We start from the raw sequence: 21,425 nt of genomic DNA, 5'->3' as shown, positions 1-21,425 counted from the left end.
ATCAGCGCTCCTTCACGAAGAACCAGCTCTCGAAGACGTCCCCGCCCGCGCCGGTGCCGGACGTCCAGGGCCCGATGCCCGAGGGCGGGAGGTCGCAGCACTCGCCGCCGTGGTCGGCCGACAAGGTCGCACCGGTGTGGATGACCGGGACGCGTCCGCCGACGTGGGTGCCGTCGACCGGGCGGCAGCAGCGATCCAGGAGGAACGCGGCGCGGACGGTGATCAGTACGCGGTCGCCGTCCTGCAGCGTCTCGCGGGTGGTCTGGCGGTAGCGGAACTCCCGGGTGAACTCGTCGCACTCGTCGGCTTCCGGGTCCGGTTCGGTGAACGTGCCGCCCATGTACCAGGTGGAGGCGTTGCGGCCGCTGCCGCCCTCGATGACCTGGAGCTCCACCACGCCGGGCCGCAGCGAGTCGGACCGTACGTCGGCGGAGAACCGCACCACGAGCCCGCCGTCCTCGTTCTGGGTGCCGAGGAGCTCCTTGGCCTCGTCGATGGTGTAGGTGTGTCCGTGGATCCAGTTGATGCCGGTGATCACCGTGGGCAGATGGCGGCCGAACGGGCGGCGTACGTTCATATGGATCTGGTCGCGGCGCACCGGCTCGTACCAGTCGACGTAAGTGATCCTGGCCAGCCACAGCACCGTGTGCTCGCACGCCGAGCAGCAGGTGTCACAGCGCTCGTCCACCGGTGGCTCGCACCCGGTGACCCGCACCGTGTAGCACTCCTCGGTCCAGCCGAACTCGCAGTCGGAGGTATCCGCGCAGGCGTCGTTGTAGACGGCGCGGGTGGGCTCGACGGGCCGCTCGGCGTACTCGATGCCGACCCAGACGGTCTCGGTGTCCCGTTCCTGCGGGGGCAGCGCCTTCCACAGGTCGATCACGCAGCCGCCGCGCACCACGACCTCGTTGCCCTCGCAGTCCACGGCGAGACCGGGAGTGATCCGCACCTTGGCCCTGCGCCGGGTGCGTTCCGGCTCGGCACCGCCCTCCTCCGCGCTCTCCCCGGGCCGCGTGGGCTCCTCGGCGGCGTCGTCCGGCGGGCAGTCGTCCTCGTCCCGCGGCACCGGCTCCACATGCAGGCCGCACACCACGCCGTAGCCGAGCAGACAGCGCATGCGCAGTCTCAACTTCGCACGGTGGTACTCCTGTTCGCGCTGGAAGTCCCGCGCGCCCAGCATCTGGCCGTGGAAGTACCGCAGCCGGCGCAGTGGTGGCGCGTCGAACTCCTCGGTCCTCGGTGTTCCTGGCTCGGTCATCGCCCCGTCCTCTCACGACACTTGTGTCTGAATGCCGACGGCGGAGACGACTCCCACGCCCACCCCTCGGCGCAACCCTCTCGGTCCTGGCCTGAGCACCCCGTCGCGGTTCAGCCGCACGGGGTGCGCACCGCCCAGTACGGGCGCCGGGAGCGGGACGAACGCGGTGTCCACGCCGACCGTGGACCGCGAACCGACCACGAACCCCGCGCCGCCGGTGCGTACCGAGCCCACCGTGTGCGCGGGCGCCTGCCGCTCCACCAGCCGCCGCAGCGCCGCCGCGTCCGCCGATCCGGCGGGCAGGAGCAGCCGGAACCGGTGCGCGTGCGCGGTGAACGGGTCGCTGTCCGGTGTGCCGAACGCGCGCAGCGGCGCCGCCCCCAGCACCGTGCCACCGACCCGGAAGCGGCTCGCCGACCGGCCGAACAGCCGCACGGCGCCGAGCCCTTGGGCCGGTCCGCCTGCTCGCTGTGCCGCGCGCAGCCACGCCCAGCGGCGGTCCGTCGCCAGCTCGTCGACGACCGGGGTCACCCCGAACACGATGCGCACCGCCTCCCGCAGCGCCCACGGCGTGCCCCGGCGCCGGTACAGCTCCGGGGCCGCGGCCAGCAGCGCGCGCCGGGTGCGGGCGTCCCAGCCCGCCTCGAACGACAGGCCCAGCAGACCGGCCAGCCACGGCAGCGCCTGGTCAGGGACACCGGCCGGGTCCAGGAGCGACGGGTAGCGCTCGATCACCCGGTCGAGCTGGGCGAGCGTGGCGTCGAACAGCGACAGGAAGCGCTCGGTGAAGTCGTCGGCCGCGGGATCCTCGCGGAAGGCGGGTGGCAGCAGATCGGCGCTGGTGACCCGGGGGAAGTCCAGCCGGATCCGGCGGACAACCGGAGTCGAGCCCCCGTCGCCCGACAGCCGCAGCCGCAGCCGCAGGAAGCGGCCGGGCGGCTGGTCGACGAGGAAGTCCGTGGCACCGGGGGCCGACGCCTGCCAGTCGCTCTCCTCGTACCGCCCGTCCTCGCTCACCACGATCTCGACGGCGGCCGCCGTCCCGGCGGGCACGTCGGCGTCCACGCGCACCCGGTGCCAGCGGCACCGCGAGATGCCGCTGTCGATCAGGGTGGTGAGGTACGACCCGCTGGTGACATACGCGCCGGTGGCCGGTGGCGCGGGGTCCCGGGGCAGGCCCTGCCAGGTGAGGCAGATGGTCTCGGGGCCCTCCGGGCCCTTCTCGCTCAGGCAGAACCATTCCTCGCCCGCCGAGGTGAGCGTGGACGGCGGCAGGGCCGCGGCCAGTTCGTCCACGGTGACAGGGCGGAAGGGGCGGCCGTGGCCGCCCCGGTGGATCCCGAGCCGTCCGCCGTCGTCGGTGAGCAGCCACACGGTCCGCTCCGGTCCGGTGCGCAGGCCGATGATCTCGCCGGGCGCGCCGGTGCGCAGCATGCCGCGGAAGCCGCCGGTCGAGTCGTACCACCGCAGTTCCGTGCCGCCCTGGCAGGCCACCAGGATGTCGTCGCCGGGGCCGAGGGCGGCCCATCGGGGCCGCTCGGCCCGGATCACACCGGCGAGTTGCTCGCCCTCGCGGCGCCACACCAGGACCCGGTCGGACTCCACGACGGCCAGCCGGTGTCCGCGCGCGGCGACGGAGACCGGCTCGCGCAGCGGGCCAGGATCGCAGTCGGACGGCCAGACGGGGGTGAAGGCACCGCTGCACCTGTCGCGGCGCAGCAGCCGCCGCTCGCCGGGGACGAGCAGGTACCAGCCGCACGGCCCGCATCCGGGCGCGAGGCGGGGGTCGGGGAACCACGGCAGCAGCTGGTCCCTGGTGGGGCCCTCCGGGTCGGCGCCGCGGTGGGCGAGCCGGAGACCGGCCGGGTCGTCGAAGCCGACGATGCCGTCCACGCCCGGTTCGCCGCCGGCCGGCTCGTCCCAGCCGACGTAGGCGTCGAGCAGCCGGAAGGTCGCGGGGTGCGGTGTGCACGTCATGGCCGGTCTCCTACCGGGATCAGCAGCGGGCGCTCCGGCCAGATCAGGGTGTGGGGCGGGAGGGTGTGGTCGGTGCAGGGCGGGCGGCGCACCCCGTCGACGGTGAGCGCGAGCCGGGTCACGGCCAGCACCCCGTCGACCGCCAGGAGCCGCCGGACCAGTGCCGTGTGGCGCAGCGCGCCGCCGAACGGCCAGCCCGCGCCGTCCTCCCCGCCGCGCAGCGGATCCAGGTAGGTGCGCACCGCGTCCCCGGCCCGGGCCAGGACCGCGGCCCGGTCGAGGCCGGGGTCGAGGGAGACCCAGGACTCCACGGCGACGCGGCGGTACGGCGCGGGGGCGGCGACCACCGTGACTCCGGCGGGGGCGGCTTCACGGATGAGAAAGTCGGCGACGGCCCGCAGGGTCGCGGCGGTGGGGACCGGCGGTTCGCTCGCGTCGTCGCCCGGCGGTAGGGGTGGTACGACGAGGACTCCCACCACGCCCGGGATCGGCACCCCGGCGAAGTCGGGGTGCAGGCCGGGCACGCCCCGGGCGCGGGCCACCGAGGCACCGGGCGCGCGGGTGGCGAGCTGCCCGTAGTCGGCCGGGGCCACGGCGCGGCCGCGGGCCCGCAGTTCACCGGCGCCGCGGCGCATGGCGTCGGCGTCGGGCTCGGCATCCGTTCCGCCGGAGGCCGGGAAGGGGTTGCCCACGCCGGTGACGAACGGCAGCGCGGTCACCACCCCGTTCACCGCGCCCGCCGCTACGGCGCCGGCGCTGCCGCCGCCCACGCGGTAGCGCACGGCGCGCACGTTGCGGAAGCCGGGCGGGACGGCCGCGCCGCTGACGCCGTCCCCGAAGGTCACCTCGCCGCTCTCGTGGTCCACGGTGAACACCCGGTCGTCGGCGCCGTACCCGGCCAGGCTCTCCACCTCACGCCACCGGGACGCGGTGCCGACCGTGGTGCCGAACACGTCGCCGCCCGTGTCGTCGTCGACCTCGATGACCACCGATCCGGCGAGGATGGGCACCTGACTGAGCTTCATGCGCCGCCGCCCGGTCGCCGCGAGGTCCTGGACGGGCTGCAGCGGCTCGTCCCGGATGGTGCGGGCGGCGGTGGCGGCGACCACGTTCAGCCGCAGTCCGGACAGCACGGGCGCGGGCCCGGCGAAGGCGCCGTGCGCGATCCGCAGGCGCAGCCAGCGCAGCCGGGGCCGGGTGCCGGACGGGCTGCCCGGCTCCCAGGAGCGCGGGACCCTCAGCTCGACGGTTCCGCCGGCGCCGAGCCCGGCCGTGGAGTCCCGCATCACCTCGGCCGGTACGAGCCGGTTGCCGTCCAGCACATCCCAGCGCAGCAGCGGCGCGGGCGGCAGCGGCAGGGGCGCCGCGCCGCCGGCGGCCGCGGGGGCGGGGGGAGCGGCGACGACCACGAAGCCCAGCGACAGCCGCGGGTAGGGTCCGGCCGGCCCGGCGAGTCCGATCCACAGCGCGTTGCCGGGCTCCGGGTCGCGGCCGAAGGGCTCGAAGGGGCGGCTGGGTCCGGACGGCCCCAGCGGCAGGGCCTGTAGCGTTCCGGCCTCCTGGACGGCGAGGTCCGCGAGGGTGGCCGGGGTGGCGTACAGGTCCTGGTCCGTCTCGTAGACGACCTGCCCGGCAGGGGTCGAGGCGGCGCTCTGGAACCCGGCGGGGACGAGCACGGAGGCGCCGTCCGGCGGGTTGACGGTGAACTCCAGGAGCGCCGCCGCCGCGCCGGCCGGACGCCGGCGCACGCCCGCGGTCGCCAGATGCTCGGCCAGGACCTTCTCCGGCAACCGGTTGACGCGGCCGAGCACGGGTTCGGCCTGGGTGCCGAAGAGGCGGACGAGAGCGACACCGGCGTCCTGCCGGTCGGGGTCGGTCCAGTCCGGGGTGTAGCCCGCGATCCGGCCGCGTACGTCGGCGCGGACGGCCTCGCGCGTCGCGTCGACCAGTTCGGGCCGGCCGCCGGTCGGGCCGGGGCCGGGCACGATCCGCCCGTCCTCCCTCTCCCGTTCCCGCGCGTCCTTCTCCCACCACACCTCGCCGGTCATGCCAGCCCCTCCCCCGGTTCGGCGGCGGGCACGATCCGGGTGTGGACCGTCCGCAGGACGGGAAGCTCGCCCGGGCCGAGCGGCACCTCGTCGCACTCCTCGTCCGGTTCGGCCCCGTCGAGGCCGATCGCCACGGCGGCGACGTCCGCGAGGTCCCCCAGCGACCGCTGCGCGGCCCGCAGCAGGGCGGAGGGCCGTAGCGGCTGTCCGAACGGCCAGCCGTCCTGGTCCTCACCGCCCACGAGCGGGTCGAGGAAGCGGCGCAGCGCGGCGGTGAGCGCGGTGGACACGCGGGGGTGGTCGGCCGGGTCGCCGGACAGGGTGACGCGCAGCGTCACCTCGCGGTAGCGGGGCGCGCGGACGAAGACCTCGGAGGTGAGCAGCCGCGTCTGGTCGAGGCGGGCGGCGGCCGCGCGCAGCATGCCGGGGTCGGGAAGCGGCGCGGCGACGAAGTCCTCGCGGGTGAGGTCGTCGCGGGGCGCGGCCGGGACGATATGGACGGTCACCGCGCCGGGCACCGTGGCGCACGGGAAGCCGGGGTGCTCGCCGACGGCCGGGTGGGCGCGGGCGATGGCGACGCCCGGTGTCGTACGGACCAGGGTGACGTAGTCGTCGGCGGTGACCGCGCGGGTCACCTCCCCCAGGGACGCGGCGGCGCGTTGGCGCGCCTCGGTGATCGTCTCCGGGTCCGTGCCGCCTTCGGCCCGGACGAGGTTGGCGGCCGAGAGCGCTGCCTGCGGGGCCGGAAGGTCGTCGGCCGGCCGCCAGTTGCCGGTCATGCCGCCATTGCCGCCCCGGCCGCCGCCGGTCACGTAGGCGATGTGCGCGTCCGGGTCCGGGCGGGGGATACGCCCGGTGAGTCCGTCGCCGAACACCAGCGCGCCCTCGGCCCGGTCGAGGACGAAGATCTGGTCGGCCGGTGCGCCGAAGGTGAAGTCGGGCACCGGCAGCCACTCCTGGCCGGCCAGCCGCAGGGTGGCCTCCAGGAGGCGGCCTGCGGCGTCCGGCAGGACGAGATGCTGGCCGGGCAGTCTGAGCCAGGCGTCGATCTGCTCGCGGAGGTCGGGGCCGCTCACGGTGCGGTCCGTACGGTGGTGCGCGGCGGAGACGTTGACGGCGAGCTGGAGGAGCCGAGGCGGGGCCGTATACGTGGCGGCCGGGGTCGAGACCAGGAGCCCGGTGTCCCGAGTGGTCCAGCCGGCCGGGGGATGCAGCCGGACGACACCGGACCGTCTGAGCCCGGCCGTGCCGTCCTCGACCTTCTCGAACCCGCCGGAGACCTCCGTGCCCGGCCGGAACCAGGACCAGGTCAGCTCCGCCGGAGGCGGTACGTCGACGACCGCCCCGGGCAGCCACGAGGGCGCGGACGCGGCGGGCGCGTCCAGCTCGACGAGCAGGCCGATCGGGCCGGGCGCGGGATGCGCCCCGGCGAGCGGCAGGGTGAACCGCACCTGTGCCGGAGCGCCGTCGCTCGCCAGCAGCGCGATGCCGCGGCGGGCCCGCAGGTCGGCCGTGCGGTCGCGGTCGGTCCACACGGTGACCTCACCGCCCTCGGCGAGCGGGAGGACGGCCACGTCGTCGTCGAGGGTGAAGACCACCTGCCCGGTGGGGTCCCGGGTCAGCGCCGTCCCGGCGGGGACCACGGGTACGTCAGTGCCCTCCTGCCGGGCGGCGAGCCGCAGCACGGTGGCGGCGGGCCGGGCGGGACGCGGCGGTTCGAGGCCGAGCAGCCGCAGTATGGCGACCACGAGCGCGTCCGGCACCTGGTCGAGCCAGTACAGCCGCTGTTCGAGGAGGTAGGCGAAGAGTTCGAGGAGGGTGACGCCGGGGTCGACGGGCGCGTGCAGCGTCCAGGTGCCGTCGGACTCGGCGGGGATCCGGCGGCGGATGGCCGCCATCATGTCGGCCCAGGTGAGGTCGTCCAGCTTCGGCGCGGGCAGGGTCATGAGATGCCCCCGGTGAAGCCGGTGAGGCCGGTGTAGAACGGGAACACCAGGTTCGCCTTGGTGTTGCTGCGCCGGATGCGGTAGACGACCGAGACGGTGATCCGCGACTCATCGGCCGGGTCGGCCTCCGCGCGGACCTCCTCCAGTTCCACCCGCGGCTCATGGTCACGGACGGCGGCGGCGATCGACTGCTCAAGGTCGCGCAGGTTCTGCACACTGCCGGGTGCGAACACCAACTCGTGGGCCCGGGTGCCCAGTTCGGGCCGCATCACCCGCTCGCCGGTGCCGGTGAGCAGCAGCGCCCGCAGACAGTGCTCGATGCTCTCCTCCCCGACGGCGTACCCGAGCCGCCCGGACGCGTCGGGCAGGATCGGGAAACGCCAGCCGGTCCCGAGGAACTCCTCGCTCATGCCGTCCTCGCCTTCTTGGCCAGTACGGCGGGAGTGAGCGGCGGGGCCGGCGGGCCGGTCGGCCCGGCGGCGGAGGGGTGGGTGTGGGTGTTGAACGCCTGGAGCAGCGCGTTGCCGAGCACCAGCGGTTCGGTGGCGCCGCCGCCGAGGTCGATGGAGGAGGAGTCGACCGTCACCTTCGGCGCCTTGAGGGTGATCTCACCTTGTGCGGTCACGGTGACGCTGCCGCCCTCGGCCGCGGTGATCCGCAGCGCCTTGCCCTGGTCGTCCAGTTCCACCACGTGTCCGGCGGCCGAGGTGATGCGTACGGCCGCCTTGGACTCGGTGTCGTCGAAGAGCACTTCATGGCCGTGCCGGGTCCGGATCATCTTCTGGTCGCGGCCCTCGGCGCGGGCGGTCGGCGGCTTGTCCTCGCCGTTGTAGAGGCCACCGAGCACGATCGGGTACCGCATGTCCCCGTGGACGAAGGCGACAAGCACCTCATCGCCCTTCTCGGGGACGAACACCGAACCGTAGCCGCCGCCCGCGTACAGCTGGCCGACCCGGACCCAGTCGGTGACCGTGGTGTCGTCGAACCAGGGGAACTTCAGCTTGACCTGGCCTTCGTCATCGCCCTCGTTCTCCACGACGAGCGCTTCGACGACGCCGTAGTAGCGCTTGTCGGTGGAGCGGGCGCGTGGCGTGCTCCTCATGGTCACTGGTCCCCCTGATGGATCCGCCGAGCGGTGAACTGGGTGAAGAAACCACTGGTGTTGAGGGTGTGCTCGACCCGCTTGACGAAGTAGGTGCCCGAGAAGCGGCGGCCGAGGCCGTAGATCTCCAGGTTGTCGCCGGGCCGCAGCTCGGGCAGGCCCGCCACCTTGCCGGTCGCGGTGATGAACTCGTACGCACGCTCGCGCAACAGGCTGATCGCCAGTTCGCGGGCCTCCTGGTCGCTGCCGACGGGCGCGTCGACGACGACCTCCTGGCGGCCCTGCAGCGTGGACTCGGCGGCCTGCGGCCCGCTCTGCCCGTCGGCCGTGTTCTGCCCGGCGGGAAGGTTGTCGGCGGTCGCGGTGAACGCGATCGGCGCTTTGGTACGGGGGTCCCAGCCGCGCACGGTGACCTTGCTGACCTGCTGGGAGACGGTCAGGGTGGGGGTGAACTCGATCAGGTTGGGGATCAGCCCCGCGGGCCGGCCGGTGGGGCCGGTGCTCAGCCCCGGCGCGTACGCCAGCCGGTACAGCCGGATCGGGCGTCCGTCGCGGCCGTCGGTCGGCTTGATGAAGTACAGCGTGTCCTCGCCGGTCGTCGCGTCGGGGAGGATGTAGCAGTCGAAGTCGAGCCGTTTGGCCCGCTCCAGCAGAAACGTCGCGTCGTCCTGGTTCTTCTGCACCACCCGGTCGTGGGTGGGCCCTTCCCTGGTGACCTCGATGCGCAGATGGTTGCGCTGGGCGATCTGCTCGGCGATCCGCCAGTCGGGCAGATTGCGGTAGATCTTGGTCTCGTTCTCGGTGGGCTTGCGGTCCTTGAGCCGCAGCAGCCCGTCCACCCCGCTGACCTGGACGGTGGGCGACGCGCCGTCGGTGAACTTCGGGCTGAGCGTGGAGATGGTGCCGGTGGCGACGGTGAGCAGTTTGTCGGCGTAGCCGAGCCGCACCGAGACCCGGCCGCCGAGCCGGAAGCGCGGCGAATCGCTGTGCTTGAACCGCAGATTGGCGTCGTCCCAGTTGTTCAGGGTGAGGTCGAACCCTGACAACTCGTCGATGTCCCGGTTCACCTTGATGTCGATGATGTCGTTCTTGGTGGACGGGTCCATCTCCAGGCCCTCGATGCGCACGTCGAACTCGGGCGCGTACCGGTCGGGCGACGCAACCTCGGGTGTGGGGGTGCTCATCGGGCGCTCCTCACGGCAGCCGGGGCACGGTCAGCACACGGCCCGGCCGCAGCTCCCGCGGGTCGCTGATGCCATTGGCACGGGCCAGCTCCCGCCAGGCGTCGGGCCGCCGGTAGAGCGCGGCGGAGATGGAGCTGAGCGTGTCGCCGCGGCGCACCACATAGCTCTTCTCCACCGTGGGCGACGAGCGCGGTGTCTCGGCGACCTGCACGGCGGCCGTGCGGAACTCCTTGAGCGAGAGGTCCAGCATGGCCCGCAGCGGCACACCGTCCGGCCGGAACAGCTGGTAGTTGACGTCCAGCTTCTCCACGACGCCGGTGAAGACCTCTTCGTCCCAGACGAACCGGACGACCGGCGGGGCGTGTTCGCGGCTGTCGGGCCGCAGGAGGTTGCGCACCGCGTTGACGTAGAGCTTCCGTACGTTCTCCAAGGTGTCGGAGGTGTCCACCAGCGCCTGCACGGTGAGGGTCTCCGTGCCGCCGCGGACGTATTGCAGGGGCGGTGTCTCCAGGCCGGGGATGGTGATCTCGGCGAAGGTGTTGCTCTTGCTCAGCTTGTAGTCGGTGGGGTTGAACCGCAGCGGGATACGCCGCTGCCGCTCGTCGGCGATCACCGGCCGTACGATCTCCAGCCGGGCCTTGGCGGCGCCCTGGCGGGCGAAGGACACGGGCGTCACGCTCACGCTGCCTCCTTGTTCGCCCCGCCGCGGCAGCGGCTGATGTCACTGTCGCCCGCGCGGCGCAGAGGTGCGGCTTTCATCACTGTCTGCCGCCCGGCGGCCGCGTGTGCGACGTTCACAGGTGGCCCTCCCCGTCGCCGAAGCTCCGCTCGGTCTCGGTGCGTCGGGCGCGCGCGCACTGGTCCTCGTACAACTTCGCCCACGCCTGGATGTGCTTGTTGAACAGGCGGGTGAACACGGCGCCGTCGTCGCCGTCCACCTGGAACCGGACCTCGAGATGGTGAATGGTCACCTTCGGCACCTCGGTCACCTCCCCTGGATCAGGCGCGGCAAGGCGCTCGCCGCTGCGTCCTGCAGGACCTTCGTCAGCCCCTCGTGCGCGATCTCCAGCGACTCGATGGCGATCGCGTTCTGCTCCGCGTGCAGGTCCGGGCCGGTCCACTTGGCGGCGAGACCGCCGTGGAAGGCCCACGCCGCGCCGGGCACCCCGTCCGGGCCGAGCACGATCACCGCCCCGTCGCGGCGGGCGCCCAGCGAGTCGGCGAGCCCGGCCTGGTACCAGGACCACAGCCCCGGGTCGCGCACCACCCCGCGCTTGAGCGTGATCCGGTTCCATGAGTGGCGCAGCGGCAGTTGGTGGACCGAGTCGTTGCGGCCGCCCTCCGCGTAGCTCGTCACCTCGAGCTGTGCGCCGAGCCCGGTGACCTCCTGGAACGCGCCGGAGGCGGCCAGGGGCAGCAGCAGCGCCTGCGCGGCCGGCAGATACGCGTCACCGGGGTCGAGGGTGACCAGGAAGCGGTATTTCGGCAGTGGATCCAGGCTCATGCCTCGATCACCTCCAGACCTCGGTCCTGGCCGAGTACGAGACGCAGCCGGATGAACTCCATGGGTACGGCCGGGGCGACCGCGATCTCACAGACCAGCTGCCCCGGGTCCTGCTCGGGCGGGTTGTTCGTGTCGTCGCACACCACTCGGAACGCCTGCTCGGGCCGGGCGCCGGCGAGCGCCCCGGCCCGGTAGGCGGCGAGGAGCACGGAGGTCAGCGCGCGCACCAACGTCAGCCGCAGCTCGGCCGAGTTGACGTCGAACACCAGCGGGCTCGCCGCCCGCCGGATCGCGCGCACCAGCAGATGCACCAGCCGGCGGTGGGCGATGTAGCGGGTGCTCGGGTCGGCGGACAGGGTGCGCCCGCCCCACACCACCAGCCCCCGCCCGCGGGTGCAGCGGATCAGGTCGAGACCCGCTTCGAACAGCCGGACCTGCTGCGGCTCGGGGTATTCGGCGGCGAGGTCGACCGCCTCCAGGATCACGGCGCCCGCGGGCGTGTGGTGCGCCCCGCGCTCGCCGTCGAGGCGGGCGATGACGCCCAGGACGTGCCCGGACGCCGGGACGGTGCGCACATCCTGCCCGTCGGGGGTGCGCAGCGGCGGGTGGTAGACGGCGGCGCAGCCGAGCAGCCCGCTGTCGCCGGTGGCCGCGAGGGCGCCCACCCAGTCCACCGCCTGGTCCACGGAGGACAGCCGGGGCGGCACGTCCAGCACGGCGAGGCGGTCGTGCAACGGCTGTACGCTCCGCAGCAGTTCGAGCACCACGTCGGTGTGCGCGGCGCCGGACAGGTCCGCGCCCAGGTCCGGCAGCGCCACCAGCGCCGGTTCCGGCAGTTCGGCCTGTACGGCCACGGCGTCCGTGTACGCGCCGGGGGTGGGCGCAGCGTCGGCGCCGCCCGCGAGCGTCAGGTCCCAGGACATCGAGATCGGGCCGGGCCGCCCCGGTGGTGGTGGCCCGTCCGGGACCAGCCGGATATAGCGGGACGCGATCAGCCGGTCGGCCAGGGCGCCCGGCGGCAGACCGGGAAAAGTCTCGGGCGGCTCGCCGGGCATCATGACCCGTACGCCCACGGTGGGCGGCCCGGCGACGGTGCTGGCCTGGTAACGGATGGCGACGCGCCCGCCGTTGGCCCAGGCGCCCGGGCTGGTGGCGATCACCTGGTAGCGCGTGGTGTCCCAGCCGCTCAGCGGCCCGACCGTCCACACTGTCCGGGCCGTGGTGGCCGGTCCGGACACGCGGAGCACCCAGGCGGTGCGGCCGCCGTTCTCGAAGAAGCCGCGCAGTGCGTACGGGGTGGCGAAGGCGCCCTCCGGCGGCCCGAAGGTGCCCACGACGTCGTTCCAGCTCTCCACGCGGACCGGAGTGGAGACCGGGCCGCGGCGGAGCCGGCCCAGGAACGCCGCCACATCGGTGCGCAGCGGCTCCGTGTCGGAGCCGCGCGGCGCGAACGCGAGGGATACGCCGGGGAGCGCTTCGCCTGCCATGTCAGACTTCGATCTCCAGCTTCTCGACCGCCAGGACGAGCGTTTCCATGGCGATCTCGTTCTTGGTGGCGCTGAGCGTCGGGCCGGTGTACTTGGTGGGCCAACCACGGTCGAAGTTCCAGCGCATCACGTCGTTGCGGTTCTCGTCGCACAGCACGATCGAGCCGTGGGTACGCTTCACCGTGCCGTTGAGCGCGTCGGCCACCCACTTCCAGAAGGCGGCATGCCCGGTGATGCCGCGCTTGAAGGTGAGGTTGGTGAACTTCTTCAGTCCCGGGATCTTGCGGACGGTGATGTCCTCGCTCCCGTTGCGGTACTCGATCGGCGGGATCTCCAGCTCCAGCCCGCTCGCCTCGGTGAAGGACCCGCTCACCGCGAGCCCGTCGTCGCTGACGTTGAACACGAAGATCTTGAAGTTATAGGACGCGTACGGATCGTCCCTGGTCACAGGCGGCATGGTGGACTCTCCTCGGGCACTCAGGCGAGTTGGGTCTCGCGGGTCTTCTGCTGGATCCGGAAGATCACGAACTCCGCCGGGAAGACCGGCGCGACGCCGATGGCGCAGATCAGACGGCCGTTGGCCAGATCGTCCTCGGTCATCGTGGTGCGGTCACAGGCGACGAAGAACGCCTCGTCGGCGGTGGTGCCGGCGAGCGCGCCGCTGCGCCAGACCGTGGTGAGGAAGTTCGTGACCGTCTGGCGGACCAGGGACCACAGCGCCTCGTCGTTCGGCTCGAACACCACCCACTGAGTGCCCTCTTCGATCGACTCCTCCAGGTAGAGGAACAGCCGCCGGACGTTGACGTACTTCCACGAGCTGTCCGAGGAGAGCGTGCGCGCGCCCCAGACCCGGTGGCCGAGCCCGGGGAAGAACCGCAGCGCGTTGATGCCCTTGGGATTGAGCACGTCCTGATGGCGCTTGGTGATGTCCTGGGCGATGCCGTCGGTCAGCCGGATACCCCGGATGACCGCGTTGGCGGGCGCCTTGTGCACCCCCCGCTCCACGTCCACGCGGGCGTAGATCCCGGCCATATGGCCCGAGGGCGGCACCTCGACGTCGCGGCCCGCCGACAGGTCGCGGGTGACCAGCCACGGGTGGTAGAGCGCGGCGTACTTGGTGTCGAACCGCTCGCGGAACGCCTGGACGCCCTCGATGTCCAGGCCGTCCTGCGGATCGAGGATCGCGAACCGGTCCCTGAGCAGCTCGCAGTGGGTGACCAGGGCCGATTCGACCGTCCCCGACCACATGCCCGGCACCGCGCAGACCGCGACCTCGTCGATGTCCTCCAGCGCGGTGATCCCGGTCCGCTTGCCGCTGCCGCCGTCCTCGCCGACGAAGTCGGCCACGCTCAGGCTCCCGTAGGCGTCGTCCCCGCCTCCCAGCGTCAGCCAGGAACCGACCGCGGGCAGGGGGAACTTCGTCGGGTCGGTGGACAGGGCGCCCAGAGCCGTCGCCCGCACCAGCCGGGAGCGGACGGCCAGGGTGGTCACCAGGTTCGCCGCGGTGTCACCGGTGAGCCGGAGGTTGCGGTGCGTCTCCGTCTCCACCACCCCGGACGGATCGGTGAACCGGGCGTCGACCTGCGCCTCGACCAGCTGCAGCCGGTCGGTTTCGAACAGCGTCCCGGGCACGTTCCCATCCAGGGTGACGACATCCGCGGCGATCGACTCGACGGTGCGGATGGTCAGATGGGTGCCGTCGTCGAGCTGGACGACGGCACCCTCGTACAGCCGACTGGCTCCGCCGATCCGCAGCGTCGGCCCCGCCGAGGTGGTGCCCCGGCGCACGCGGCGCACCAGCAGACCGCTCCGCCACGCCTCATGTGCCGCGCCGGACGGCAGGGTCAGCGTGACCTTCCCGTCCGCCGGCTGGCTCAGCTGGACCTTGAACCGGCTGGAGCCGATCTGCACCCAGACGTCGGGCGGCAGTTCGTCGGGGTCGAGCCCGGTCACCGCGGTGACCTCGACCGTCTCGCTGTCCGCGGCGGCGTCCGCGGCCAGCCGCGTGACGAACAGCGCGCCCTCCTGCGGATCCGGCAGCACCGGCAGCGCGGCCGAGGCCATCGGCTGGATCCGGACCTGCACCGCGTCGCCCCATGAGCCGGGGCTGACGGCGGCGAACTCCAGTGTCTCCTCCGCGTTGCGCGTCCCGATCTGCACGTAGTCGCCGCGGCCCGCCCTGACCTCCGCGGGCAGCTGGGCGTCCAGTTCGATCCGGCGGGCGGTGGCGTCGTAGGCGGCGACACCGGCGGTGTGGATCGACTGCTGGTCGTCGCCGCGGAAGATCTGGATCTGCTGCCCGACGCCGGAGAACCCGATCAGATGGCCGAGTTCCAGGCGGGTCGCGCCCTTGGCGGCGTCGCCCGCGACCGGGCTGACCAGGCCGTGGCCCAGCACGCCCGAGGACGGGCTCGCCTGCCTGCTGGCGACCCGCTTGATGTACAGCCGCTGGCCGCCGTTGTCGAAGAAGCCCTTGACCGCCAGCGGGAACAGCCACCAGCGGCCGCCTTCCGCCGGGTCGTTCGCCCAGGTGTCCCGGATCAGCGGGTCCGGCTCACGGAGAAATCCGCCGAAGGTGTTCTGGAACTCCAGGAAGTTGGTGACCAGCTTGGGCTTGCCGGTGTACAGACCGCGCACGGTGACCCCGGCCATGCCCGCCGTACTGGTGCTCACCCCCGCGATCGGCCGTGGGCCCGCATCGATCTCCTCGATGTAGACCCCGGGGCTCAGATACTCCGCCATGGACGGCTCCTTAACTCTCGCGGATCTCTATGACGTGCCGGCGCTCGATGTCCTGGGGCAGCCGCACGACCAGCGATCCGGTCCGGCCCGGCCGCTCGGTGGCCTGCAGGCGGAGTGTCTCCTCGACGGCGTGCTCATCGGCCTTCTCGCCCTCCCACCGCAGGGCCAGCCGGAAGGCGCCCGCGGCGTCGGACAGGGTGCGCTCGTGCCATGGCGTCAGGTCCCGGCTGGTCCGTCCCCTGGCCTCGACCAGCGCGCCCGCGATCGGCGCCCGGGTGGCCGCGTCGACCACGGCGCCGTGCACCGTGCGCAGACCCGGCGGGTAGGGGAAGGAGACGCTCGGCAGCAGCCGGACCAGCCGCGGCTCGGTCACCACCGCCGGCGGATGGGCGTCGTCATGCGGGTACACCATGAACTCGACGCCCACCAGGGCGGACGAGAACGGCTGGCCGTCGGCCGGGTACAGCGGCTGGTAGCCGGCGGCCGCGAAGCGAGCCCGGTGGCGCCGTGGCCCGGCCGCCCACGGCTCGGCGCACCGGCCGAGACCCGGATAGGCGAAGGCTGCGCTGGGGGTGCGCACCGCCATGTCGTCCAGCGGCAGCCAGTCGCCGTCCTCGTAGCGGTCCAGCTGGACCGTCACCCCGGCGCCGCGCACCCGCCGGGCGTAGTCGTCGAAGGGGATGAACCAGACCGGGCTGTGGAGCGTCGACCGCTCCAGCGGTACGAAGCGGCTCATGGCATCGCCGCCCCACTGATGATCCGGCTGTGCACCGGGCGGACCGGGGTCTCGATGGCGGAGTCCAGGTTGACGACGCGGACCTCGTAGTTCAACGACAGCCGGTAGGGCTTCTGAATCGCGTACCAGACCCAGGACTTCTGGTCCAAGGTGAGCGGGGTCAGGCTGAGGTGCAGCGAGTCGGTGCTCGCCGCCAGGCTGCCGGACAGCTGTACGCCGTCCAGGATCGCGTCGTCGTAGAAGGTCTGCAGGGCCCGTCCGAGCATCCGGTGCTGGGTGGCCTGGTCGCCGCCCCAGGGAGTGACCAGATAGCGCAGCAGCAGGGCCATCGGCGGCTTGCGGGTGGTCGGTGGGTCGGGTGGCTGGGAGCGCACCGGCGGCCGGTTGCGCGAGGTGGGGTCCTCGGCGATCTCGTAGAGGAACACCGTGAGCTTGGGCGGCGGTGTCTGTACCGTCTCGGAAAGGTCGTTGAGTTCCGCGATCGGCGGTTCCACCTGGCTGAGCCCGCGCAGGGATTGGGTCAGGCTCTCCACGATGACCGTCGAGACGTCGGCGATGACGCCGAAGTCCCCCATGCGAATCCCCCCTCTCCGCGCTCGAAAGCGTGCTCCGAGAGAATGCCGGTCCCGGCGTGGCCGGACCGCGATGCGCTCATCACACGAGCGTCACCGGTCCGTTTACGCGGCCGACGATGACGAATCCGGACACACACCGACAACGCCGAGGTGACACGGGGAGGCATATCTTCTTTTCATGGAAATCCCCTCAGAACGGACCGGTGTCCTGATCCTCCGGGTCTGGGTGGAAGGCGGCAGGCCGGACGGATTCCGTGCTCGCATCGTGCGGACGGAGGACCGGCACCAGGCGCCCCCCACCGCGGTGAGCGCGGTCGACGACGCCCTCACCGCCGTGCGCGCCTGGCTCGATCAGTTCATCGAGCCCGACAGGTGACGGTGCCGCGACGGCCCGGTGATGCCTGGCCATATAGCGTCCTTTAGCGGGAAGGCCGGACACACGATCATGATCTGCTCGTAACATGGCTTTAGGGCATCCCGATGGGACGCATGGGATGGGTCGCTGAAGCCAATATCGCCCCGGGGGGCTGATGAGCGCAGAAGGCCATGTCATGACGTTGAGACTGCTCAAGAGTTTCGCGTTGTCGGTCGATCACAAACGCGTTCCGATATCCTCCAGTGCCCAGCGCCTTCTTGCGTTCCTCGCCCTGCAGAACATGCCACGGAGCCGGACCTACGTGGCCGGAACGCTGTGGCCGGACGTCACCGCGTCCCGTGCCAACGCCAATCTCCGATCGTCGTTATGGCGCGCCGCGCGAACGGGACATCAGGTCATCGACGCGTCCGCACAGGAACTGGCGATCTGCAAGCACATCACCGTGGACATCCACGCGGCGGCGATGCGCGCCCACCGGCTGCTCGACATGTCACGCCCGTGCGACGACATCCTCACCACGCAGATGCGGGAGGACCTGTCGGCCGACCTCTTACCCGAGTGGTCGGAGAACGAGTGGGTGCTGGTCGAGCAGGAGCAGTACCACGAACTCCGGCTGTACGCCCTGGAGGCGATGACCGAGCGGCTGACGGCGGCGGGCCGCCATGGCGAGGCCGTCGCCGCCGGGCTCGCCGCCGTACGCGCGGAGCCTCTGCGGGAAAGTGCTCATCGCGTGCTCATGAACGCGCATCTCGCCGCCGGTAACAGAGGCGCGGCACTGCGGCAGTACGAGCAATGCCGCCGCGTCCTGCTCGACGAGCTGGGCCTGGAGCCCTCTCCGACGCTGAGAAACCTGGTGCCACCCGGGGGTGGCACCCCAGAGCCCCCGGCGCGTCGGATCGTCTCCCGCCCGGCGAGCGATGCCCCGGCACAGGGCACGGACACATCGGCCCCGGCAGGCACCGTGCCCGCGTGACGGGCGCGGTACGCGGACCAGCGGACTAGACGGCAGGGACCACCGGCGCCAGGTGGGTGTCGCGCCGCACCAGTGCGGCGTAGCGTCCGTCCTTGGCCAGCAGCTCCTCGTGGGTGCCCCGCTCGGCGACTCGGCCGCCGTCCAGGACGACGATCTGGTCGGCGTCGCGCACGGTGGAGAGCCGGTGGGCGATGGTGATCGTGGTGCGACCTGCCGAGAGGGCGTCGATGGCCTGCTGAACGGCCTGTTCCGTGCGGGTGTCCAGGGCGCTGGTGGCCTCGTCGAGGATGAGGACGGGCGGATCGCGCAGAATCGTGCGGGCTATGGCCAGACGCTGCTTCTCCCCACCGGAGAAGCGATAGCCGCGCTCTCCCACGAGGGTGTCATAGCCGTCCGGGAGGGAGGCGATGTGGTCGTGGATCTGGGCCGCCTCGGCCGCCGCCACGAGCTCCTCATCGGTCGCGTCGGGCTTGGCGAAGCGCAGGTTCTCGGCGACGGAGGCATGGAAGAGATAGGTCTCCTGGGAGACGACGCCGACGGCCCGGGCGAGGCTGTCGAAGTCGAGGTCGCGGACGTCCACCCCGTCGAGCAGCACCCGGCCGCCGGTCACGTCGTAGAGCCGGGGCACCAGATAGCTGAGGGTCGTCTTGCCGGAACCGGTCGGTCCGACGACTGCCAGACTGCCGCCCGCGGGAACGGTCAGATCGATGCCGCGCAGGGCGCCCTTCGATGAGCCACCCTTCGTGCTGTTCGACGGGTCGCCCTTCGATGCGCCCAGGGCCGTGCCCTCGTAGTCGAAGTCGACGCCGTCGAAGCGGACTTCGCCGCGCACCTTCTCCAGCCGCACCGGCTCGGCGGGCTCGGTGATGTCGATCGGCAGGTCGAGGTATTCGAAGATGCGGGCGAAGAGCGCGAGGGAGCTCTGCACCTGCACACCGGTGGACAGCAGGCTCACCGTGGGCCGGAGCAGCCCCTGCTGGAGCGAGACGAAGGCGACGAGCGTGCCGATGGAGACGGCCGGGCCACCGGCCTGGAGGGCGATTCCCGCGGCCCAGTAGATCAGCGCGGGCATGGCGGCCATGACGATGCCGATGGTGGACATCCGCCAGCGGCCGGCCATGTTGGAGCGCACTTCCAGGCCCACGAGGCGCTCGGACTCGTCGGCGAACTGCCGGGTGAGCGACTCGGAACGGCCCATGCTGCGGCCGAGCAGGATTCCGCTCACCGACAGCGACTCGGTGACCATCGCGGACATGGCCGCCATCTGCTTCTGGCGCTGCGAGGTGATCTTCTTGCGCTCGGCGCCGACACGACGGCTGATCCAGACGAACACCGGCAGCAGGAGCAGCGAGACGACGGTCAGCCGCCAGTCGAGCGCGAGCATCGCGACGACGGTGGCGACCACGCTGGTGAGGTTGGAGACCAGCGAGGTCGCAGTGGAGGTGACGGTGGCCTGCATACCGCCGATGTCATTGGCGATGCGGGACTGCACCTCGCCGGTGCGGGTGCGGGTGAAGAAGGCGAGCGGCATGCGCTGCAGCCGGTCGTAGACGGCGGTGCGCAGATCGTGCATGACGCGCTGGCCGACGGTGGTGGAGATCAGAGTCTGCAGAACGCCGAAGACGCTGTTGACGACGGCCGCGGCGATCATGCCGAGGGCGAGCAGGGTGAGCAGCCCGGTGCGGCCGTCGGGGATGGCGGTGTCGAGGATCTCCCGAAGCAGGAACGGGGTGGCGACCGAGACCAGCGCGGAGGCGGCGACCAGCAGGCCGACCACGGTGAGGCGGCCGCGGTAGGGACGGAAGAGCCGGAGGATGCGCCGCACTTGGGCGGGCCGCTCGGGCTCCTGGGCGGACGGGGTCCATGACGGTGGTGTGTCGGGGTGCATGGGCTCCTTCTGGAGTCAGGGAGGCCGCCGCGCGTGACGGCATGGTCGAGCCGTGATCGCGGCGGCGCGGGCTTTGAGAGCATAGCTCATTGTTACCTATACTCACAATGAACCGGGTCCTGATAAACTGCGATCATGCCCACCCCCGAGACATCCGGCCTCCTCGCGGAGCAGTTGCTGCGCCTGACCCGCAGACTGCATCGCGCCCAGAAGCGCCATATGGAGCCACTGGGCATCACCCCCGCCCAGTCCCGCCTGCTGCGCACCGTGTCCCACAGCGACCAGCCGCCGCGGATGGCGGACCTGGCGCAGCACCTCGAGGTGGTCCCGCGCGCCGTGACGACGCTGGTGGACGCCCTGGAGGCGCATGGCTCGGTGCGCCGCGTACCGGATCCGTCCAACCGCCGGGTGGTGCGCATCGAGCTCACCGACACCGGGCGGGCGACCCTGCGCGCGCTGCGCGAGGCGCGCCGAGCCGCCGCGGAGGACATCCTGGCACCGCTCAGCGATCAGCAGCGCGACGCGCTGGGCGATCTGCTGAACACCCTCTCCGGCACCCCGGACCACCGCTGCTGAGGTCGCGGCGCAAGAGCGGCTGCTGTGGTGAAAGGGCAGCTGGGCGCGGGGGAAGAGCGGCGCGACGCCGTATCACAGCGCGACCGGCTTCCCCTACGCCCACACGGCCTTCAAGCCGTACTCCCCGACGAGTTGGGCCATGACCCCGAAGACCGCGGGCGGCGCGAGCCGTACGAAGGTCGCCCACACGGCCGCCGCCGCACTCAGGCGGCCAGATGCGCCTTGTCCCCCATGACCACCACCGGGTGCAGCTTGGGGTCGAGGTTCTTCAGCAGATACTCCATACCGGACTTGGAGAGGCTGACACAGGCCGAGGTGCCGCTGCCGTGATCCATGTGCAGCCAGATGCTGCCGCCCTTGCTCTGCCCTTCGGGCCGGGTCTGGTCGAGCGGCGAGGCGCCCTTGACGCGGTTGTAGTCAATGGCGATGACGTAGTTGAAGTCCGTCCAGTGGGACTTGGGCCAGTAGTGGGGGGCCGCGAAGGAGCCGGAGGCGGTGTACGGCAGCCGGGCGCCGGGGTCGGGCAGCACCCCGCCCGCGTCGCTGAGCGTGTAGACCCCGACCGGGCTGCGCTTGTCGCCCTCATGATGGCTCGTCGTCCAGCCGCGCTTGCCGTTGTGCGCCGTCCAACTGCGTGTCCGCTCCCATGCCTTGCCCTGCTTGGTATAGAGGACCACGGTCGCGTCCGCGGAGTTCACCCCTTTGCCGTAGACCGCCACGACTTGACGGGACTGGTCGGGGATCCGGGACTGAAGCTTGTCCCCCACATCCGGGATACGCGTGGGATCCGGCGTGGGCGCCCCGCCGCGCAGCGCTTGTTTGCCCGGGTTTCCGCCCTTGTCACCGCTGCTGTCCCCGCCCCCATCGCCGCAGGCCGTGAGAAGGACGAGGGCCGCGGCGGCCGCGGCCGCCGCGCGCATGGACATCGTGCCGGAGATTCGCATGTCCCCATGGTCCCACCTGCGGAGGACAGTGCCGTATGCGGGATTGGCGTGTTCCGGCCGCTCCGGGGAAAACCAGTTGAATTCCGCACCGTAGGAACGTCAACCTTTC

Annotated in this window: 20 protein-coding genes; 3 read left to right on the top strand and 17 right to left on the bottom strand. The window is 72.1% G+C overall.

All coding sequences use genetic code 11. The annotated features are described in order from the left end of the window. Position 1: 1 nt before the first annotated feature. The 15 genes from ACFYOY_RS30905 to ACFYOY_RS30835 all read right to left on the bottom strand — a co-directional run bounded on the left by ACFYOY_RS30905 (position 2) and on the right by ACFYOY_RS30835 (position 16,559). A complete protein-coding gene (locus ACFYOY_RS30905) occupies positions 2-1,258 on the bottom strand; it encodes a hypothetical protein (protein WP_388590782.1) in 1,257 nt (418 codons plus the stop codon). A 12-nt stretch (positions 1,259-1,270) separates the two neighbouring features. Further along, entirely contained in the window at positions 1,271-3,235 is a 1,965-nt protein-coding gene (locus tag ACFYOY_RS30900; protein ID WP_351892880.1) for a phage tail protein I, read from the bottom strand. Next, positions 3,232-5,283: a putative baseplate assembly protein gene (locus ACFYOY_RS30895; RefSeq protein WP_351892886.1), complete on the bottom strand. Its 2,052-nt coding sequence runs from the start codon at positions 5,281-5,283 to the stop codon at positions 3,232-3,234. Before ACFYOY_RS30895 ends, ACFYOY_RS30900 begins: the two co-directional genes overlap by 4 nt. Continuing rightward, entirely contained in the window at positions 5,280-7,229 is a 1,950-nt protein-coding gene (locus tag ACFYOY_RS30890) for a putative baseplate assembly protein (protein WP_351892893.1), read from the bottom strand. Before ACFYOY_RS30890 ends, ACFYOY_RS30895 begins: the two co-directional genes overlap by 4 nt. Next, positions 7,226-7,639, bottom strand: coding sequence for a GPW/gp25 family protein (locus ACFYOY_RS30885; protein ID WP_119993565.1), 414 nt, complete (start codon positions 7,637-7,639; stop codon positions 7,226-7,228). Before ACFYOY_RS30885 ends, ACFYOY_RS30890 begins: the two co-directional genes overlap by 4 nt. Next, positions 7,636-8,331 (bottom strand): phage baseplate assembly protein V, encoded by a 696-nt coding sequence (locus ACFYOY_RS30880; RefSeq protein ID WP_351892904.1) that lies wholly within the window; start codon positions 8,329-8,331, stop codon positions 7,636-7,638. The genes ACFYOY_RS30885 and ACFYOY_RS30880 overlap by 4 nt, the downstream gene beginning before the upstream one ends. Before the next feature lie 2 nt (positions 8,332-8,333). Further along, complete coding sequence (locus ACFYOY_RS30875; RefSeq protein WP_388590779.1) at positions 8,334-9,515, bottom strand: phage late control D family protein; 1,182 nt, start codon at positions 9,513-9,515, stop codon at positions 8,334-8,336. 10 nt (positions 9,516-9,525) lie between these two features. Then, positions 9,526-10,197: a LysM peptidoglycan-binding domain-containing protein gene (locus ACFYOY_RS30870; RefSeq protein ID WP_014057289.1), complete on the bottom strand. Its 672-nt coding sequence runs from the start codon at positions 10,195-10,197 to the stop codon at positions 9,526-9,528. A 112-nt stretch (positions 10,198-10,309) separates the two neighbouring features. Next, positions 10,310-10,486, bottom strand: coding sequence for a putative phage tail protein (locus ACFYOY_RS30865; RefSeq protein ID WP_351892920.1), 177 nt, complete (start codon positions 10,484-10,486; stop codon positions 10,310-10,312). A gap of 14 nt (positions 10,487-10,500) precedes the next feature. Beyond that, on the bottom strand, positions 10,501-11,019 hold the full coding sequence (locus ACFYOY_RS30860; RefSeq protein ID WP_078646079.1) for a phage tail protein: 519 nt from the start codon (positions 11,017-11,019) through the stop codon (positions 10,501-10,503). After that, a complete protein-coding gene (locus tag ACFYOY_RS30855) occupies positions 11,016-12,506 on the bottom strand; it encodes a phage tail sheath family protein (RefSeq protein WP_388590776.1) in 1,491 nt (496 codons plus the stop codon). Before ACFYOY_RS30855 ends, ACFYOY_RS30860 begins: the two co-directional genes overlap by 4 nt. 1 nt (position 12,507) lies before the next feature. Then, entirely contained in the window at positions 12,508-12,963 is a 456-nt protein-coding gene (locus ACFYOY_RS30850; RefSeq protein ID WP_014057285.1) for a phage tail protein, read from the bottom strand. 20 nt (positions 12,964-12,983) lie between these two features. Next, a complete protein-coding gene (locus ACFYOY_RS30845; RefSeq protein ID WP_388590774.1) occupies positions 12,984-15,248 on the bottom strand; it encodes a phage tail sheath family protein in 2,265 nt (754 codons plus the stop codon). 10 nt (positions 15,249-15,258) lie between these two features. Next, on the bottom strand, positions 15,259-15,984 hold the full coding sequence (locus tag ACFYOY_RS30840) for a carboxypeptidase-like regulatory domain-containing protein (RefSeq protein ID WP_388590772.1): 726 nt from the start codon (positions 15,982-15,984) through the stop codon (positions 15,259-15,261). Next, a complete protein-coding gene (locus ACFYOY_RS30835; RefSeq protein WP_351892948.1) occupies positions 15,981-16,559 on the bottom strand; it encodes a DUF4255 domain-containing protein in 579 nt (192 codons plus the stop codon). The genes ACFYOY_RS30840 and ACFYOY_RS30835 overlap by 4 nt, the downstream gene beginning before the upstream one ends. Before the next feature lie 178 nt (positions 16,560-16,737). Here ACFYOY_RS30835 and ACFYOY_RS30830 point away from each other — a divergent pair, with 178 nt between their 5' ends. Both ACFYOY_RS30830 and ACFYOY_RS30825 read left to right on the top strand, forming a co-directional pair. Further along, positions 16,738-16,935, top strand: a complete 198-nt coding sequence (locus tag ACFYOY_RS30830; protein WP_014057281.1) for a hypothetical protein — start codon at positions 16,738-16,740, stop codon at positions 16,933-16,935. A gap of 280 nt (positions 16,936-17,215) precedes the next feature. After that, complete coding sequence (locus tag ACFYOY_RS30825; RefSeq protein ID WP_351892951.1) at positions 17,216-17,908, top strand: BTAD domain-containing putative transcriptional regulator; 693 nt, start codon at positions 17,216-17,218, stop codon at positions 17,906-17,908. A gap of 25 nt (positions 17,909-17,933) precedes the next feature. Here ACFYOY_RS30825 and ACFYOY_RS30820 read toward each other — a convergent pair whose 3' ends face one another. After that, complete coding sequence (locus tag ACFYOY_RS30820) at positions 17,934-19,796, bottom strand: ABC transporter ATP-binding protein (protein WP_351892956.1); 1,863 nt, start codon at positions 19,794-19,796, stop codon at positions 17,934-17,936. A gap of 135 nt (positions 19,797-19,931) precedes the next feature. Here ACFYOY_RS30820 and ACFYOY_RS30815 point away from each other — a divergent pair, with 135 nt between their 5' ends. After that, entirely contained in the window at positions 19,932-20,372 is a 441-nt protein-coding gene (locus ACFYOY_RS30815) for a MarR family winged helix-turn-helix transcriptional regulator (protein ID WP_059142818.1), read from the top strand. Between the two features lie 203 nt (positions 20,373-20,575). Here the strand turns inward: ACFYOY_RS30815 and ACFYOY_RS30810 are convergent, their stop codons facing one another. Next, entirely contained in the window at positions 20,576-21,316 is a 741-nt protein-coding gene (locus ACFYOY_RS30810) for a L,D-transpeptidase family protein (protein WP_351892965.1), read from the bottom strand. Positions 21,317-21,425: the final 109 nt, after the last annotated feature.

It is taken from the genome of Streptomyces sp. NPDC007875 (assembly GCF_042868035.1).
Lineage (GTDB): Bacteria > Actinomycetota > Actinomycetes > Streptomycetales > Streptomycetaceae > Streptomyces > Streptomyces antimycoticus.
This window is presented reverse-complemented; position numbering and strand designations above follow the sequence as displayed.

Excerpts from the sequence above, each read along its gene's own strand:
- ACFYOY_RS30845 (WP_388590774.1), bottom strand. The coding sequence starts at position 15,248 with ATGGCGGAGTATCTGAGCCCCGGGGTCTACATCGAGGAGATCGATGCG.
- ACFYOY_RS30875 (WP_388590779.1), bottom strand. The coding sequence starts at position 9,515 with ATGAGCACCCCCACACCCGAGGTTGCGTCGCCCGACCGGTACGCGCCC.
- ACFYOY_RS30905 (WP_388590782.1), bottom strand. The coding sequence starts at position 1,258 with ATGACCGAGCCAGGAACACCGAGGACCGAGGAGTTCGACGCGCCACCA.
- ACFYOY_RS30835 (WP_351892948.1), bottom strand. The coding sequence starts at position 16,559 with ATGGGGGACTTCGGCGTCATCGCCGACGTCTCGACGGTCATCGTGGAG.
- ACFYOY_RS30815 (WP_059142818.1), top strand. The coding sequence starts at position 19,932 with ATGCCCACCCCCGAGACATCCGGCCTCCTCGCGGAGCAGTTGCTGCGC.
- ACFYOY_RS30830 (WP_014057281.1), top strand. The coding sequence starts at position 16,738 with ATGGAAATCCCCTCAGAACGGACCGGTGTCCTGATCCTCCGGGTCTGG.
- ACFYOY_RS30890 (WP_351892893.1), bottom strand. The coding sequence starts at position 7,229 with ATGACCCTGCCCGCGCCGAAGCTGGACGACCTCACCTGGGCCGACATG.
- ACFYOY_RS30860 (WP_078646079.1), bottom strand. The coding sequence starts at position 11,019 with ATGAGCCTGGATCCACTGCCGAAATACCGCTTCCTGGTCACCCTCGAC.
- ACFYOY_RS30850 (WP_014057285.1), bottom strand. The coding sequence starts at position 12,963 with ATGCCGCCTGTGACCAGGGACGATCCGTACGCGTCCTATAACTTCAAG.
- ACFYOY_RS30840 (WP_388590772.1), bottom strand. The coding sequence starts at position 15,984 with ATGAGCCGCTTCGTACCGCTGGAGCGGTCGACGCTCCACAGCCCGGTC.
- ACFYOY_RS30895 (WP_351892886.1), bottom strand. The coding sequence starts at position 5,283 with ATGACCGGCGAGGTGTGGTGGGAGAAGGACGCGCGGGAACGGGAGAGG.
- ACFYOY_RS30855 (WP_388590776.1), bottom strand. The coding sequence starts at position 12,506 with ATGGCAGGCGAAGCGCTCCCCGGCGTATCCCTCGCGTTCGCGCCGCGC.
- ACFYOY_RS30820 (WP_351892956.1), bottom strand. The coding sequence starts at position 19,796 with ATGCACCCCGACACACCACCGTCATGGACCCCGTCCGCCCAGGAGCCC.
- ACFYOY_RS30885 (WP_119993565.1), bottom strand. The coding sequence starts at position 7,639 with ATGAGCGAGGAGTTCCTCGGGACCGGCTGGCGTTTCCCGATCCTGCCC.
- ACFYOY_RS30900 (WP_351892880.1), bottom strand. The coding sequence starts at position 3,235 with ATGACGTGCACACCGCACCCCGCGACCTTCCGGCTGCTCGACGCCTAC.
- ACFYOY_RS30810 (WP_351892965.1), bottom strand. The coding sequence starts at position 21,316 with ATGCGAATCTCCGGCACGATGTCCATGCGCGCGGCGGCCGCGGCCGCC.
- ACFYOY_RS30825 (WP_351892951.1), top strand. The coding sequence starts at position 17,216 with ATGCCACGGAGCCGGACCTACGTGGCCGGAACGCTGTGGCCGGACGTC.
- ACFYOY_RS30880 (WP_351892904.1), bottom strand. The coding sequence starts at position 8,331 with ATGAGGAGCACGCCACGCGCCCGCTCCACCGACAAGCGCTACTACGGC.